The following is a 15,973-nucleotide window of genomic DNA, read 5'->3' as shown; positions in this document are numbered from 1 at the left end:
GGCTTCCCCCCAAGCCAAACGGGATCGAACCCAAGGGTACGTATTTTCCCGCAGCTCCTATAATTAATTTCGCGGTAACTTTTGCAAGCACTTTGCGCAGGCGGCCGAAAAGCCTACCAGCCCCGGCGGTCGATAAAGTCGCGCACCTGCCCGGCAATAAAGGCATTTGCCTCGCCGGTCGGATGCAGTCCATCCGATGTCCAGGTCGGGTTGATCGCGTCGTTTTCGCCACCTGAAGCCGCAACCAACAGGTTACGAATATCCAGCACATGATCGCCAAAACGCGCCGCAATACTGGTATTGAGCGCCACCACCTGCTCATACTCAGCCGTGCCAACTCCCTGCCGAGCGCTGTTCAGTACCGTCAGAACAACCACCCGACCATGACCGAAACCGGACAGCCCGAGCGCCTCCACCATGGCGTCGAGATCGGCCATCACTGCATCGGGCTGCCAGAAATTGTTGATGCCCGACCAGATCACATGCGTATCCAGCGAGTGGCGCGCAAACTCGGCCCGAAACCGCCCGAGAACGACCTGCGACGGCTGCCCCGCCATGCCGAAATTGCTGACCACGCGATCCGGATAATAGCTCTGCAACTGGCTCGGATAGCGATCCGTCACCCAGTTCTCGAGAACGCCGCCCTCGGTCAGGCTGTCGCCAAAGCATGAAATCCCGAACGGCTGGCTGCCCCGCGCCTGCCCCGTCGACAGCATCGCAGCAGTCGCACCGCCCAGCAGAAAATCCCTACGCTTCATCGCCAGTCCGCCGCCCCACCGCCGACCCAAACCCGATTTGTCCCGCTTATCCCTGCCGCCGACCCCTGGCCGCATATTTCCCAATCCCATCTTTGGAAGAGAACCATGCAGGACAGATTTCAATCAACAGCAGCGGGCTTTGATGCGCCAGCTTCGCACGCCTTCCCCATTGCGCCCAGCGACGCAACCGATCTCAGCGAAACCACGCGCGCCATCTATTGCGGCGCTGGCGGCGATATTGCCGCCACCCTAACCTCGGGCGCAACGGTCATTTTCATCGGCCTCGCCACTGGCCAGGTCCTGCCGATCCGCGCCACCCGCGTGCTGGCCACCGGCACCACCGCCACCAACATGATCGGACTGGTATGATGTGGATCAGCCTCAATATCTCGCGCCAAACACTCATCGGCCCACCGCGCCCCAAGGCCGACTTCGGCTACCTGTTCGTGCCCCGAAACGGGCGCAATGAACTGGTCCATCACGCCCGTGGCACCACGCTCTCGGCCATTAAGGCGGTGCGCCCATGAGCACAATTTCAATGCCCGGCGTCGCTCTCAACGAAGCCCTGCCCGGCTACGGCCCGGTGGAAATCGCCACCATCGGCGATAGCAACTTCCGCGCCATGTTCACCCTCGCGCCCAATGGTGCGGTCGGGCAAAACACCTTCATGCAGGGGGCCGGCCCCGCTTCGCATGTGCAATCGCGCCTGCGCGGCCGCGCCCGTTTTTCGGCCGATCTGTGCTTTGCCCAAAACGGCGCAACCATCGCTAATCTGGTCACCAGCCAGATTCCGGCGCTGCTGCAGTCCCGCCAAAAAGCCCTCCAGACTCGCGTGGTCATGCTGATGATCGGCACCAACAATGCCAGCGGCTGGACCAACGCGACGACGCAAGCCGCCGACAAGGCTGCGCTGCTCTCGGGCATCAAAGACCTACTGGCAGCCGGCTGGCAGGTTCTGGTTTTGACCGGCACCGCCCGCGGCACGACCTATTTCACCGGCGTACGGCTGACGGGCGCCAGCCTGTCGCTCTGGCATGACTACAACCATTGGCTCGTCAGCCATGTCGGCCTGCTCCCCGGCGTCCGGGTGGTCGACCTCTTCGCCCAATCGGCCATGCCCAATTCGGCAGAGGGCGATATGAACCCAGGCTACACCGTCGATGGCCTCCATTTGAACGCCAAATTCTGGCATGACGTCAGCGGCCAGATCGCAGCCGAACTCGAACCTTGGCTTGGCTCACCACGCTATCGCACCGCTGTAGGCGCCAGCGACACTTACCACGCCACCAACAACCCGGCCGGCAACCTCTCCTCCAATGCCCTCGCCACCGGTAGCGATGGCACCGTCCCGGCAGGCTATGCCGGCACCCTGCCCACCGGCTGGACCATCGAGTCCTACGGCATGTCTGGCATCAACCAGATCCTTTCCATCGTCACCGATGCCGAGGGCACCCGCTGGGTGCAGCTGACCCTCTCCGGCACCACGTCCACCGGTAGCCAGATCGTCCAGATCCGCCCACCACAAGACCACGCCCCCCTCGGCAGCGCTGGCGGCGACCTCATCCAACTCATCGCCCTGGCCGAGATCGCCCCCGGTTTTACCGGCATCGAGAACTTCGATTTCCATTGCGGCGCCGGCTCGCCCAATGGCGGCGATGATGGGCTCATCGAGTTCGGCTCTGGCGGCGAACTCCCCGCTGGCGACTATACCGGGGCCAATGCCCTCTTCGCCATCACCCCCGATTGCCGTGTGCCGCCAAACAGCTGGGGCCTCGTCTGCGGCTGGCGCATCACCTGCAAGCCGTCATCGAGCGTGTCACTGACCGTGCGCCTCGGACGACCGGCCATCCGCCGCGCAAACGTCTATTGATCTAAGGTTCGGGGGCGAAAGCCCCCGCCCCACCCGTCACCGTATCGTTACGCTTTCGCAGCCACTTCGCGGGGTTACCTGCATAAACGCCCCACGCCTCCAGATCGCTGAACGCCACCCCACGCGCGCCCAGCACCGCCCCCTCGCCAACCACCACGCCCGGCCCAACAAAGGCCTCGGCCGCGATCCAGGCATTAGCCCCGATCACAATCGGCTTGGTGATGAGCTGGAAGTGCGCATCGTCGATCAGATGCGTGCCACCACACAACTGCGCCCCCTGCGAGACCACCGCGTAGGCGCCGATGCTCACCCTATCCATGCAGTAGCAATTGGCCCGCGCCGCCAGCACGCTATGCGCGCCCATCTCCAGATTGGGTGGATACCACACCCTAGCCCCGCCATAGACCCGCGCCGTCGGCGCCAGCTTCGCCCCAAACAGCCGCAGCAAAAACCGACGCCACCCATGCAGCGGCGGCGGCGTCCACGATGCCAGCAGCGCCCAGGTCACATTCCACAGCGCCCGAAACGCCCGATGCCGCAGCGGAAAGCTCGCCCCGCCCTCCCGCGGATTGGTCCTGCTGGCCTCCAGCACCTGACTCATGGCGCAGTCTCGCTATAGGTCGCGCCAAACAGCAACTTGCCCCGCCGCCCCCCGCCGCCGATCACATCCACATCGAACTCGCGCGCCTTCGCAGGCCCCGCCAGATGCATCACATGAATGGGCCGATGCGGCGCCACCGGCCGCACAAACCGCCCCAGCTCCGCGTCCCACTTCGGCGTCGCCAGATCGCAGATCCAGTTATAGGTCGGCTCCATAAACCGCGTCGGCAGGTTCTCAAGATGGATCGCCGCATTGAGCGCAAACTGGTCATGCGGCGCAGCGCGCCCGGTCCAGTGCATCCTGATAATAGTGTTGCCACACCGCCCAATGCGGCGCCCCCGCCGTCAGCGCAAACGCCCCATTATTGATCTGCGGTCGCAGCCACAGCCTGATGCCACGCGTCAGCCCGTAGCCAAAAACATAGTGCTTGGCCCGCCACCCCAGCAGCCATGGCCAGAAGCGATATTCATGCGCGGTCTCGGCCACCACCGCCGCGCCCACCTGCCGCGCCGCCTGGGCCAATCCCTCATAGCCCTCGGCGTCCTGCACCCAGCTATCGGCATCGAGCCACACATAGACCTCGTGGCCGGGGAAATTCTCGCGCAAAAACGGCCGCGCCAGATAGCCCATCTCAGCTGCTGGAAACCGCAGCCCGTCCGCCCGCGCCAGCCCCGTCGTCTGCGTCACCACCTGCACGTTGTTCTCGGCCAGCGACGCCCGCTGTTCAGACTTGAGGCCCAGGTCCATCAGTCCGAAAGACACCGAACGACCACCCGCCGCCCGCACGGACGCAATCATCGCCCAGGCTAGCCCAAAATACGCATCATCTGCCGCCGTCACGATTATGACCGACATCGCGCCCCCATCTCTAAGAGAGCGCAGCGGCCCAGTTCTGTCGAGGTGTCATGGTTGATTTGGAGTAAATATTCCCACGCACCCCCACCGCCGGTAGCGCGCACAGCGCGAACAACAGCCCCGTCACCACCGGGTTGTGCAGATAGCCACCGGTGAAGTTGAACGCGGTCAACAGCGGCACGCAGAGATAGAGCCGGTCGCGCCGATAACTGGCGCCCCAGATCAGCGCCATCAGGCAGGTGGTCGCCAACACGCCATATTCAAATGTCAGTTTCACCACTGGCCAGGCGCTCGATTGCGCTGTCGGCGCATTGCCCGCCCCATAGGCACTGAACGGATTGACCGCCCCTTGCAACGCCTCAACCAATTGCAGAAACGGCAGCACCACCCGCGCATAGCCGCTGCTATCGCTGCGCGAAAACTCATCACCGCGCGCCAGAACAGCATCCAGCGCCCCAAGCGAATAGGCCACAGCGAGGCCCGCCGCCCCTAACGCCAGCAGCCACAATGCCGTCCTCGCAGGCACCTTCGCCACCAAGAACGGCACCGCAACGGCCAGCATCACATAGCCAGTCCCGCCAAAACTCGCCCCCAGCGCCACCGCCAGCAAAGCCAGCCGCCACGCCTTCCGGTCCTGCGCAATCTCGATGATCAGCGCCAAAGCCAGAAACATCGACACAAACGAGGTCTCGAGAAAGAACAGCCCATTGGGCCGCATATAGGCGCCGTCCGCTACCACCGGCTCATAGACAAAGCCCTGCTGCAACAGCCCCGCCGGCACCACCCGCTCAAGGCTCAACGTCCACCCAAACGCCAACTGCCAGCCCACCTGCAACAGCACCACGCCAGCCACCACCGCCATCATGCGCTGGAAAATCCCCAACACACCGCGCCACTCCTGCTCGTCCAGTCTCAGCTGAAACACCAGCGGCAGATACAGAACCAGCAGCGCCAAAAAGCTCATCAGTGAGATATCCCGCGCCACCCAAAGCTGGCTCAGCGCGCCCAGCCCCAGAAAACCGAGATAGGCCACCAGCCGCAGCGGCCGCAGCTGCAGCCCCCTCACACGCGCTGCCACAATCAGGAAAACCAGAACGCACGGGACGATCACGCTGATCTGCGCGCCGCCCATACTCACCGCAAACTTCTGCAGAAAGATCAGCACAAACAGCAGCGCGCCGAACGCCCTCACGAGCACCGCCGAACCCTCACCGCTGCCCTCGTCCGCCGCCATTCTCCCGTGCGCCCCCACACGACATCGCGTTTAGCCCAGCAGGCCCGACACCTGCGCCCGCACGCCATCAAGTTCACTACTCTGCCGCTCAAGCTCACCCAGCCGCTGCCGCACCCACTGGATCTGCCGTTCGGACTCCTCGATGTCCTTCTCATCCTGTGGATCGCGCGAGCCGAACGCACCCGAATTATCGACAATCGACGATGCCCGCAGCAGGTGTTCGTCCAGCCGCCGCTGCAGCCCCTCGCGTTCCTTGCGCACCTCGTCCACCGACCGCTCCACCGCCAGCAGCAGCGTGCGATAGCGGTTGATGTCGGTCGTCTGGTCACGCTCTCGAGATCGGGTTTGAAAGGCCATCTGCTCTTCCCCTGCGGCATGTCGGCCGGCAGCGGCGCGACAACCGCGGTGAATTCAGCCTGCAGATTGCCGTCTCGTCAATCCCGCCCCTGAAAACGAGCCCTCTTGTAATAGGATAATTTTCATACGCATATTAACCAGGTTGGGGGCCGGGCACGGCCGCAAAACAGGGGGCGCGATGCAGGACGCGGGACTGGAACTCCATGCTCTGTTCAATCTGGTTCGCCGCCAGCTGCGCTTGATCCTGGCGACGGCACTGGGCATTTTCCTGCTGGCGATCATCATCGCCTTCTCCCTGCCGCCGACCTACACGGCCAGCGCGCTGGTCATGGTCGACCCCGCCACCAAGAACCTGCTTTCGGCCGCGACCGATCCCACCAGTTCCAGTAGCGACAATGCCCGCATCGACAGCGAAGTCGAAATCATCGCCTCCGACAATGTGCTGCGCCGCGTGGTCGATGCGCAAAACCTGACGCGCGCGCAGGACGCCAATCCCAGCACGCTTCGCCAGTTCACCGATGCCCTGCGCCTCACCCCTTCCATCGCCGCGTCTGAAGACATCCGCACCGCCCAAGCGCTGAACGACCTTCGCGCCGCCGTCACCGTCCACCGCCGCAATGCGACATTCCTCATCGATGTCGCCGTCCGCTCGCCGTCACCCGACGATGCTGCCCGCCTCGCCAACGCGATCACCACGGCCTATGTCGCCGCCCAGATCGAGGCCAAGGTCGATAGCGTCCTCGCCGGCGGCGAAACCATCAATGCCCGCGTCGCCCAGGCCCGCGCCGAACTCCAATCCACCGAGCGCGCCCTCGACAGTTTTGTCGACGACACCATCACCCGCATTGCCAACGAAGATGACGGCGGCACCATCGCTGCCCTCCGCATCCAGATCCGCCAGGTCCTCGCCAGCCGCACCGCCAACGAACAGGCGTCGGTAGCCGCCCAGTCGAGCCTCCAGACCAGCAACTTCGCCGCCGTCGCCGCCACCCTCCAGACCGCCACTCTCGCGGATATCGAACGCCGCCGCGCCGAAACCGCAGCAGCCCTCGCCAACGCAGACGACGCCAGCCCGGCCGCCACCGCGCTGCGCGGCACCCTCTCCCAGATCGAAACCGAATTCCGCACCGAAGCCACCACGCAAATCGACACGCTCAACGCCCTCGTCCGGCACGACAAAAGCATCGAAACCGCCCTGCTACAGCAGGTTCGGCAGGCCGCTCTCGCCAGCCCGCTCCCGGCCGATGTGCTGACCAATCTGTTCGACCTGCAACAAGGCGCCGAACTCGCCCGCGCCCAGTACCAAACCCTAGTGCAGCGCAGTCAGGAACTGTCTGCCCAAGCCGACCTGCAACTCGCCGACAGCCGCGTTGTCTCCGCCGCCACCGTCCCGATCACGCCCACTGCCCCCAACCGCCCGATCATCCTCATCATCGCCCTGATCGCCGCCATCGGCCTCGGTCTGGGCGTCGCCCTGCTCTACGACAGCTATGTCGGCGGCTTCACCAATGAGCAGCAGCTCAGCGGCGCCTTGCCAGTACAACGCGCGCTCGCTGTGCCCAGGCGTCCGATCGAAGACGATCAGCTCAGCGTCGCCGATTTCATGGTCCATTCCCAGCTGTCGTTGTTCGCAGAGTCCGTCCGCCGCCTGCGCGCAATGGTCGATCAGGTCCTGCGCGAACCGAGCCAAACCACCGCTCAGGGCAAGCTGATCATGGTCACATCCGCAACCGCCGAAGAGGGCAAATCTAGCCTCGCTCTCGCCCTCGCGCGCTCCTACGCCCTCTCCGGGCGCTCTACGCTCGTCGTTGACGGCGACCTGCGCAAACCAAGTCTCCATCATCAGCTCGGCCTCGAACCCAATCGCGGCCTCCTTGAATATCTGACCGTCGGCGCCAGCGGCCCCGCCCTCGCTGGCATCGTCGCCAAGGACACCCTCTCCGACGCCACTATTCTGCTCGGGGCGCGCCAAAGCGAGTTTCCCACTGATCAACTGCTCAGCGGCAAAACCTTCGCCGAACTGATCGCTCAGGCCCGCCAGAATTTCGAGATCATCATCCTCGACACGCCCCCGGCCGGCACCATCGCCGACGCGCTCTATGTCGCTCATCAGGCCGACCTCATCGCGTTCGTCGTAAAGTGGTCCAGAACCTCCCAGTCATCGGTACGCACAGCCCTCGCCGCACTGTTCGATGCGGGGGGGCGCAGCGTGCCCACCATCGCCATTCTCAACCAGCAGGAGCTCAATCAGGGATCGTACCGGGCCGCCTATGGCGAGCAAGACCAGACTACCGCGTAACGCCCGCAAACCGGGCGTATTTTAATCAAATGCAACCGACCCAACGTCGTTAACCACATATTAACAGCGCTCTTGGTCGGCCCACTACCAAGCCGATAAGTTCCCATCGAGCTGCCGCAGATTCTTCCGTGTCCGCGGCTGGAAAAGACACAAGTGACCGTAGAAAACTGGCACCCAAAGCTACCCTATGCGTCCGCCCCGGATGCACCGCAGACCTTGCACAGTGGCTTGCCGCTGTCCTGGGCCGGCGCCGCACCCTTGTCTTTGGAAAACCGTCGGTCCGCCCTGCTCGCTAAACGCGCCAGCGACATCCTGCTGTCGCTCCTCGGCATCATCGCGCTTGCGCCGCTCCTGATCCTCGTCGCCCTCGCCATCAAGCTCAGCAGCCGTGGCCCCGTCCTGTTCCGCCAGGCCCGTACCGGCGTCGGCGGCGGCACGTTTCACATCTATAAATTCCGCTCGATGTATGCCGACCGCAGCGACACCACCGGCATTCAGCACACCACCGCCGGCGATGACCGCGTCACCCCGATCGGCCGCCTGCTACGCCGCACCAGCATTGATGAGCTGCCGCAGCTGTTCAACGTCTTGCGTGGCGATATGGCCATGGTCGGCCCGCGCCCACACGTCCCCGGCATGCTGGTCAACGGCACGCCCTATGCTGAACTTGTGCCCTATTATGCCATGCGCACTGCCATGCCGCCCGGCGTCACCGGCTGGGCCCAAATCAATCGCTTGCGCGGCGAAGTCGCCTCCCGCGAACACGCTATTGCCCGCGTCGAGCACGACATTGCCTACATCCAGAACTACAGCGTCTGGCTCGATCTCAAATGCATCTGGCTAACCCTGCGCAATGAGTTCATCGGCGGCAACGCCGTCTAGCCGCGCCCCTTGCGACGAACTGCCGTCGCCCCGCCCCCTGCGCCAGTGCTGGCCCCCACCCCCTTCCCGTGTTAGGCAAGCGCCCATTCCTGTCTGGAGACCGGTCTTGACCACTCAAACCGCCGAGCGCATCTGCTTTGTGACCAATGGCACGCCGGATGCCGACACCGCCGCGGCCCGGCTGCGTGCGCGCTATGGCGATCACAATATTGACGATGCCGATGTCGTTGTCGCTTTGGGCGGCGATGGCCTCATGCTGCAAACCCTGCACCGGGTCATGCGCACCGGCGTTCCGGTCTATGGCATGAATTTCGGCTCGGTCGGCTTCATGATGAATGCCTTTTCCGAAGACGACCTGGTCGCCCGCCTCGGCGTCGTGCAGCGCACGCGCATCTATCCGCTCTCAATGCAGGTCAAGGACGAGTCCGGCAATATCCAGACCGCACTCGCGCTCAACGAAGTATCGCTGTTCCGCTCGACCTATCAGGCGGCCAAGATCCAGATCGTCGTCGATGGCGACGTGCGGCTTGAAGAGCTGGTCTGCGACGGCGTCCTACTTGCAACGCCCGCCGGCTCGACAGCCTATAACCTCTCGGCCCACGGCCCGATCCTGCCGATCGAAGCGCCACTGTTGGCGCTCACCCCAATTTCGCCGTTCCGCCCGCGCCGCTGGCGTGGCGCAATCCTGTCGAACCGCGCCGTGGTGCGCTTCATCACGCGTGAAATCGCCAAGCGCCCGGTCAGCGCCGTGGCCGACAATGTCGAATTCCAGAACGTGCAGGAAGTCACCGTCCGCGAAGATCGCACGCACGGCGTCACGCTGCTGTTTGATCCAGGCACCAGCCTTGAAGAACGCGTCCTCAGCGAGCAGTTCCGCTTTTAGGCGGCTGGCAGCGCCAGTCGCGCTTCTGGCACTGGCAGGGTCTTGCCCACCGCCACTTCGTCGGCAAACGCCGCCATCACGCCACGCGCCGCCTTGCGGGCCAGCAGAATATTCTGCTCGCTCAGATAGGCAAACGCATCTTCCAGATCATGCGGGATTTCCCCGCCATGCTCGGCGATCAGCTCTTCGGTCAGTGCCGTCACCACATAGTGCCGCGCCGCCGCATCATCGGCCAGATCGCTGGCCCGCGCATGCATCACCAGCCGCGCCAGAAGGTTGCGCACACCCTCGCTCATGCCGCATCGCGCCAGCAGCGCATTAAGCCCTGCCCGGCTGCCGCGCTCCAGCAGCGCAAAAACCTTGGCTTTGGGCGTCTGCGCCAGTTCGGCCAGGCAATCGGCAAAAAACATCACATGACCGGTGACAACAGCATGCAACAGCACGCGCGTATTGACCCGGTCGGTCACGATCAGGTCCGACACATAGTCCGCCCCGGCCCGCGCCGCTTCGCGCTCGCCAATCGCCGATAGCGCCGTGTCGCAGCTATCGCGCAGCAGGCGGCATAGCCGATCTTGGGCCAGCGCGCCCTTGACGATCCTCGCCCCGCGCAGCGCATCCGAAACCTTCTGCACCAGCAGCAACCGCGCCGCCGCCGGCAAGTCCTTGCGGCTCAACAGCGCCCCGCGCATCTCCGGCCGGTCGGCCAGCAACACCGTCAGTTCATTGAGCCGCGCCGCATCGAGCGAAATGTCATGTCGGCGCAAAATCCGCAGCGTCACCGCATCATGGCCACGCGCCAGAACGGCCCCGGCCAATCGCGCGCTGATCGTGGTGCGCTGCCCAACCGCAACCAACATGGACAGGTCCATGGCCGGTACCAGACCCATCAGGTCAGCCTCGATCAGTACTGGCGAATACTGCATCACCGCACGCGCGATCACGGCGCTATCGTGCAGCAATGCTAGCATAATCGGACGCGGCGCAGCCGTCGAATGCAGCAGGCCATAGGCGAGCGCCGCGCGCACCTTTACCGAGGGGTCGTCCAGAAATCCGATCAGCGCCGCGTAAAGCGCAGCCTGTTCATCAGCGGGTCCTGAGTGATTGAGATAAGCCAGCGCCATCAGATGGGCGGCATTGCCCCTCTTGTCGCTGTCAGGCGAACGGGACATCGAAACGAACTCTTGATACGCAACCATTCCGGACTCCGCAGATCGGCGGAGTTCAACCTAGGCCCGAAGATTTAAGGAACGGTTCACCATAACAAATTCGTGTCAGCCGATACTTGCCATCAGGAACGAAAACATCTGCGTGGCGCCAAACCACACGCTGGCAAGAATGGCCCAGCTGGCCAGTGCAGAGCCCAGGATCACCCAGCCGCGCGGCAGGCCGATAGCGGCAGCATTGGTGTTGGCGACGCTTGTCTGACGCATATCAGTCCCCCTGAAATCCCGTTCCGGCATGCTGTGATCAGCTCCGACACTAGAAAGACCAATTCGTTAACAGTTCATCCATTGGCCACTCCAGCATTTACGCAGAACTACGCAGTTCACTGGAGAATCGGCCAATTCAACTCAAATAGTTAACGCAATATTTCGCGCCACGACAACTAGCGTCCGTAAAGCTGCGTAAAGAACGCGCTCCCGGCCTCACCGCCCGTGTCGGCACCAACCGCCGGCAGCTCGTCGATTTCGTTCTTGAACAGCCCCGTAAACGACATATTGGCCGGCGAAAAGCGCGACGCCACCACTGGCGCAGCAGGCGCCGCTGGCTGGTTGGCCATCTGCTGGGTCGCGAACGGCGCATTCACCCCGCCGCCCTCATGCTTGGACACCAGCACGCGATAGACATCGCGGATCGTCCTCGGCTGGCCGTTGGAATAAAAGATCGCCTTGTTCGCCGCCGCCTGCCGGGGAAAGAGGTTTGCCGCGATCTGATCGGGATTGCTCAGCCCGGCGGTAAACATCCGCTCGGCGCCCTGCGCTCCCAGGAAATGGGCGATGTAAAGCTCACCCGCGCTCGGCTGCCGCCCGAACCGCGCCGACAGGTAGTCACCATTGGATTTGGTGAAAGCCGCCGCCAGGTCGGCCGCAATCTGCGGGTTCTCGCGCAGCTTGAGGATTTCCGCCTTAGTAGCAGGATCGCTTACATAATAGTCGCCCTGCGACGAGCGCTGGATTTTGCTGGCGATCTCGCCATAGCCCAGTCGCGGCCCCTCTTCCTTCATCACCTGCAACCAGGTGCCTTCCAGAAACTGGAACAGCCCCACCGCAGACGAGGTCTGTGCCTTGGCCTGCGGGTTAAGGCTGCTTTCGCGCATCGCCGTCTGCAGCAGATAGTCGAAGTCCACGCCATTCCGGTCGCCGGCGGCCGTCAGCACATAGGCCAGGCTCTGGGGAACGGAAATTGGCTGTACGCCCATAGCAAGGCTGGTCCTGCAGAATCGGTGTGCTGCTATAGAAGCCCATCAGTGGTTAACCCCTCGTTAACCATACTGACGTGCCCTACTCGCCCCAGTAGCTGACCACATCCTCAAGCGCCGGACGCGGCCGATCCTCGATCACCGCCGTGGGCGTACCAATATGGATAAAGCCCACAAACCGCTCGCCCTCGCGCGCCCCAAGCGCCGCCCCGGCTTCGGCATCCACCGAATACCACCGCGTCACCCACGACGCGCCAAAGCCCAGCGCAAACGCCGCGTGCTCGAGGTTGAACGCCACATTGCCCGCCGACAACAACTGCTCGAACTCGGGCACCTTGGGATGATCCTTGGGCGATGACAGCACACCAATGGTCAGCGGCGACGGCAGAAACCGACCCCGCTCGATATCAAGGCTCGCCTCGTCCAGCCCCGGATTGTTGCGCGCCGCGATCTCGGCCAGCCTTTCGCCCGCCGCCTGCCGCGCGTCGCCCTGGATGACGATCAACCGCCACGGCGTCAGTTTGCCATGGTCCGGCACGCGCGTGCCGATGGTCAGAATCTGCTTGAGTTCCTCGGCATTTGGCCCCGGCTCGCGCAGAAAGGCGGCCCCCACGGAACGACGGCTCAGCAGATAGTCACGAATGGCGGAATTGGCAGGCATGGCAAAGTCTCCGATTGCGCTCAGCTTTAGCGGCAAGACAGGTTTTGCGCTAGAAGGTGGGACAATTTGCTCCACTGCGCGCACTGACCTGTTTTCATCGGCGCACGACTGTGACACAGCTTTTCCCCAATCGTCGCCTAGGACGATGCCACCGATTCAGCCGTTCGCGGCACAAGGCCAGGGTAACCAGATGCGTTTGCGACCACTACTCGCCATTTTGCTTGTACTGGCTGCCGCCGTGCCGACCCTCCCCGTGGCCACCACGACCGTATTCGCGCAGGAAGCCTCTGGCGAAATGCCGCCCATGCCGCGCCCACGCCCCAATCCGGGCGATGAGCCCGCAACGCCGCCTCCCGCGCCCTCTGCCCCTGCCGCGTCCAATCCGGCCGCCGACGCGATCAGCGCGCTCACCTCCGCGCCGCAGCCCGTCGAACTCAGCGCCCGCATCACCGCCGATGGCGCCCCCATTCCCGATGGCCTCGTCTGGCGCGTGTTTGACACCAAGCCTGACGCCAGCGGCGAACTGGCGCTCGTCGCCAAGTCCGATCTCGGCGCGCCGACCGTCGAACTGCCGCCCGGCGAATATGTCGTGCACGTCGCCTATGGGCGCGCGCAGTCCAGCGACGCGCTCTCGGTCGTGCCCGGCGCCAATCAAAAAACCATCGTGCTCGAAGCCGGCGCCCTACGCCTCAATTCCGCTGTCACCGGCGACATTCCCATTCCGGCTAACCTGCTGAAATTCGACATCTACACGGCCGGCGAAGAAAACGACCGGGCCATGGTGGCCGAGGGCCTGTCGCCCAACGAGATCGTCACCCTCAATGCCGGCACCTACCACATCGTCTCTTATTTCGGCAGCATCAACGCCATCGTCCGCGCCGATCTGCGCGTCGAACCCGGCCAACTGACCGACGCCACGCTCTATCACCACGCCAGCCAGATATCGTTCAAGCTGGTGTCCGAAGAAGGCGGCGAGGCCATTGCCGACGTCGACTGGACCGTCAAAACCTCGGATGGCGCCACCGTCTTCACCGAACTCGGCGCCTTCCCGGCAACCGTTCTGGGCGAAGGCGAATATCTGGTGCTAGCAAAGCAGGGCACGCAGGTCTTCAACCGCGAGTTCCAGGTCCAGCCCGGGTCACCCCGCGAAATCGAAGTTTTGACCACGGTCTATTGATCGGCGAAACTGCCGCTCACCGACACAACACTGTCAAAGCTGCCGCGCGATAAAGCCGTCGAAACGGCCAGCGGTCAGCTCTGACAGCGCCTCACCTATGCTTTGGCTATTGCTGCCCCGCCGCCAATGTCACAAATTGCCCTCAATATGAAACGGGAGAAACTCCATGCCGCTCAGCCCCTCGACCCGGCAACGATTGGGTATTTTCGCCACCGCCTGCATGATCAGCGTTGCGCTCCCTTCCGGTCCCGCCTGGGCCCAGAAGATCAAAGATAAGGGCACGTCGCAGGTTGAACAGACCGCGCCAGCCGCTGCCCCCGAAACGTCGATCAATGTGGAAATCCCCGAAATCGACGCGATCGACTCCAATGTCGACGACGATACGTTGCGCGCCATTTTCAGCGGCAATGTCGTCGATAACGCCGACGCTCTGGCTGGCCTGACTGCCACCAGTATCACCATTCCCGAAATCACCGTCGAAGCCAGCAGCACGGTGAACGGCAAAACGAGTGGCGCGCTCATCACCCTTTCCGACATCGTCCTCGATAGTGTCGACAATGGCCTGGCCACCAGCATTTCTGTTGGCGAAATCTCCGTGAATGGCGGCGACGAAGGCACCGCGACCTTCGGCCTGCTCGAAGCCAGCAATTTTGACATCAACGCCATTCTCGGCATCTATGGTCTGGTCGACGCCCCGGCCTCTACCGAACTCAAGACCATCTATACCGACCTCAGTTTTGAGGGCGGCTCGCTGGAAAGCACCGAGATCTCCTGCAACATCGGCGCCATGGCGGCTGCAGAAGTCAAAGCGCGGCCGTTCAAATACTCGTTCGCCGAAATCATGAGCCTCGCCCAATCGCTGGAAGGCGCCGATGCACCGCCTCCCGAACTGATCGGCAAGATCATGCGCATGTATGCCGACATGTTCACCGCCATCGAAACCTCTCCAATGACCTTTGATGGCATTGACTGCTCAGGCGTCGATGACAGCGATCGCGCCATTGATTTCAGTATCGCCGGCATCACCATGGGCGCCATGACGCCCGGCATCTACCCATCCATTTCGATGGACGGCTTTGATGTCACCGTCGAAGACGACGGCGTCGTCCAGATTGGCAACTTCACCATGAAGGCGCTCGATTTCACCAGCGCCATCGCCACGGTGGAAGCCGCCCCCGAACTCATCGACGAAGCCTGGCTCGAAGCCAATGCCCGCTCTTTGATCCCCGCCTTTGGCGGCTTCTCCTTCTCGGATGTCGTTGTCGATGTTCCAGACGAGCAGAGCGATGGCGAACGCATCAAGGCCAGCGTCGGCGGCTTTGACCTCGGTCTGTCCAACTACTTCCAGGGCATCCCCACCGCCATTCTGGTCAATGCCAACAACATCGTCGTCGACCTGCCCACCGATAGCGGCGACGAACAGCTGCAAAAGCTCATCGATCTGGGCGTGACCAAGGTTGATGCCGGTTTCAAGATCGATCTAGCCTGGAATGAAGCCGAAGACCGCATCGCAATCAACGAGGTCTCGCTCACCGGCGCCGATCTCGCCCGTTTCGTGCTCAACGGCTCCCTGCTCAACGCCACCGAAGCGCTGTTCAGCCTCGACGAGAACGTCACCATGGCTGCTGCCATGCAGCTGGCGATCAACCACCTCAAGCTCGATATCAAGGATGAAGGTCTCACCGACCTGATCTTTGCCAGCATCGCCGCCGAACAGGGCACCGATGCTGCAACGCTCCGTCCGGTCTTTGCCGGTCTGGCCGAAGGCACCATCATCGGCGCCATGGCCGGTGCCGCCGAAGCCCAAAAGCTGGGCTCGGCCATCAACGCCTTCGTCAGCGGCAAGGCTGCACACCTGTCCATCGACCTCACCGCCAAGGACGGCGCTGGCGTCGGCTTCTTCGACTTCATGGCCGCCGAAACCGATCCAAAAACCCTGATCGACAAGGTCACCATCGAGGCAGTCGCCAAGTAACA

The 15,973-nt window shown here is 63.2% G+C and carries 18 protein-coding genes; 8 read left to right on the top strand and 10 right to left on the bottom strand.

Features of this window, described 5'->3' with window-relative positions; genetic code table 11:
* Window positions 1-113: 113 nt before the first annotated feature.
* On the bottom strand, window positions 114-758 hold the full coding sequence (locus tag ABIE28_RS05605; protein ID WP_354060914.1) for an SGNH/GDSL hydrolase family protein: 645 nt from the start codon (window positions 756-758) through the stop codon (window positions 114-116).
* Window positions 759-863: 105 nt separating this feature from the next.
* On the opposite strand from ABIE28_RS05605, the gene ABIE28_RS05600 reads away from it, so the two are divergent.
* The 3 genes from ABIE28_RS05600 to ABIE28_RS05590 are packed head-to-tail and all read left to right on the top strand — an operon-like array spanning window position 864 to window position 2,628.
* Complete coding sequence (locus ABIE28_RS05600) at window positions 864-1,127, top strand: spike base protein, RCAP_Rcc01079 family (protein WP_354060913.1); 264 nt, start codon at window positions 864-866, stop codon at window positions 1,125-1,127.
* Window positions 1,124-1,285: a hypothetical protein gene (locus ABIE28_RS05595; protein ID WP_354060912.1), complete on the top strand. Its 162-nt coding sequence runs from the start codon at window positions 1,124-1,126 to the stop codon at window positions 1,283-1,285. Before ABIE28_RS05600 ends, ABIE28_RS05595 begins: the two co-directional genes overlap by 4 nt.
* A complete protein-coding gene (locus tag ABIE28_RS05590; protein ID WP_354060911.1) occupies window positions 1,282-2,628 on the top strand; it encodes an SGNH/GDSL hydrolase family protein in 1,347 nt (448 codons plus the stop codon). The genes ABIE28_RS05595 and ABIE28_RS05590 overlap by 4 nt, the downstream gene beginning before the upstream one ends.
* Before the next feature lies 1 nt (window position 2,629).
* Here ABIE28_RS05590 and ABIE28_RS05585 read toward each other — a convergent pair whose 3' ends face one another.
* The 5 genes from ABIE28_RS05585 to ABIE28_RS05565 are packed head-to-tail and all read right to left on the bottom strand — an operon-like array spanning window position 2,630 to window position 5,675.
* Window positions 2,630-3,229: an LbetaH domain-containing protein gene (locus tag ABIE28_RS05585; protein WP_354060910.1), complete on the bottom strand. Its 600-nt coding sequence runs from the start codon at window positions 3,227-3,229 to the stop codon at window positions 2,630-2,632.
* Entirely contained in the window at window positions 3,226-3,528 is a 303-nt protein-coding gene (locus ABIE28_RS05580; RefSeq protein WP_354060909.1) for a hypothetical protein, read from the bottom strand. Before ABIE28_RS05580 ends, ABIE28_RS05585 begins: the two co-directional genes overlap by 4 nt.
* The gene (locus ABIE28_RS05575; protein WP_354060908.1) at window positions 3,497-4,084 is read right to left on the bottom strand and encodes a hypothetical protein; all 588 of its coding nucleotides are present in this window, start codon (window positions 4,082-4,084) and stop codon (window positions 3,497-3,499) included. Before ABIE28_RS05575 ends, ABIE28_RS05580 begins: the two co-directional genes overlap by 32 nt.
* Window positions 4,085-4,097: 13 nt before the next feature.
* On the bottom strand, window positions 4,098-5,318 hold the full coding sequence (locus ABIE28_RS05570) for a hypothetical protein (protein ID WP_354060907.1): 1,221 nt from the start codon (window positions 5,316-5,318) through the stop codon (window positions 4,098-4,100).
* A 30-nt stretch (window positions 5,319-5,348) separates the two neighbouring features.
* Window positions 5,349-5,675, bottom strand: a complete 327-nt coding sequence (locus tag ABIE28_RS05565) for a hypothetical protein (RefSeq protein ID WP_354060906.1) — start codon at window positions 5,673-5,675, stop codon at window positions 5,349-5,351.
* Between the two features lie 178 nt (window positions 5,676-5,853).
* On the opposite strand from ABIE28_RS05565, the gene ABIE28_RS05560 reads away from it, so the two are divergent.
* The 3 genes from ABIE28_RS05560 to ABIE28_RS05550 all read left to right on the top strand — a co-directional run bounded on the left by ABIE28_RS05560 (window position 5,854) and on the right by ABIE28_RS05550 (window position 9,739).
* Window positions 5,854-7,974 (top strand): GumC family protein, encoded by a 2,121-nt coding sequence (locus tag ABIE28_RS05560; protein WP_354060904.1) that lies wholly within the window; start codon window positions 5,854-5,856, stop codon window positions 7,972-7,974.
* A 153-nt stretch (window positions 7,975-8,127) separates the two neighbouring features.
* Entirely contained in the window at window positions 8,128-8,856 is a 729-nt protein-coding gene (locus ABIE28_RS05555) for a sugar transferase (RefSeq protein ID WP_354060902.1), read from the top strand.
* Between the two features lie 106 nt (window positions 8,857-8,962).
* Window positions 8,963-9,739, top strand: coding sequence for an NAD kinase (locus tag ABIE28_RS05550; protein WP_354060900.1), 777 nt, complete (start codon window positions 8,963-8,965; stop codon window positions 9,737-9,739).
* Here the strand turns inward: ABIE28_RS05550 and ABIE28_RS05545 are convergent.
* From ABIE28_RS05545 to ABIE28_RS05530, 4 genes are all read right to left on the bottom strand, one after another.
* Window positions 9,736-10,935 carry a DUF2336 domain-containing protein gene (locus tag ABIE28_RS05545; RefSeq protein ID WP_354060898.1) on the bottom strand — a complete coding sequence of 400 codons (1,200 nt, stop codon included), beginning with the start codon at window positions 10,933-10,935 and terminating at the stop codon, window positions 9,736-9,738. The two genes, ABIE28_RS05550 and ABIE28_RS05545, sit on opposite strands and share 4 nt — an antisense overlap.
* 75 nt (window positions 10,936-11,010) lie before the next feature.
* The gene (locus ABIE28_RS05540) at window positions 11,011-11,169 is read right to left on the bottom strand and encodes a hypothetical protein (RefSeq protein WP_354060896.1); all 159 of its coding nucleotides are present in this window, start codon (window positions 11,167-11,169) and stop codon (window positions 11,011-11,013) included.
* A gap of 176 nt (window positions 11,170-11,345) precedes the next feature.
* Entirely contained in the window at window positions 11,346-12,158 is an 813-nt protein-coding gene (locus ABIE28_RS05535) for a transglycosylase SLT domain-containing protein (RefSeq protein ID WP_354060894.1), read from the bottom strand.
* Window positions 12,159-12,240: 82 nt separating this feature from the next.
* Complete coding sequence (locus tag ABIE28_RS05530; protein ID WP_354060892.1) at window positions 12,241-12,819, bottom strand: nitroreductase family protein; 579 nt, start codon at window positions 12,817-12,819, stop codon at window positions 12,241-12,243.
* Window positions 12,820-13,009: 190 nt separating this feature from the next.
* Between ABIE28_RS05530 and ABIE28_RS05525 the strand changes: the two genes are divergently transcribed.
* Window positions 13,010-13,996, top strand: a complete 987-nt coding sequence (locus ABIE28_RS05525) for an RgsD C-terminal domain-containing protein (RefSeq protein WP_354060890.1) — start codon at window positions 13,010-13,012, stop codon at window positions 13,994-13,996.
* 166 nt (window positions 13,997-14,162) lie between these two features.
* Window positions 14,163-15,971, top strand: a complete 1,809-nt coding sequence (locus ABIE28_RS05520) for an aq_1923 C-terminal domain (protein ID WP_354060889.1) — start codon at window positions 14,163-14,165, stop codon at window positions 15,969-15,971.
* Window positions 15,972-15,973 lie beyond the last annotated feature (2 nt).

The sequence above is a fragment of the Devosia sp. 2618 genome (genome assembly GCF_040546815.1).
GTDB lineage: Bacteria > Pseudomonadota > Alphaproteobacteria > Rhizobiales > Devosiaceae > Devosia.
Note: the sequence above shows the minus strand (reverse complement) of the source record. Positions and strands in the feature narration are given on the sequence as shown.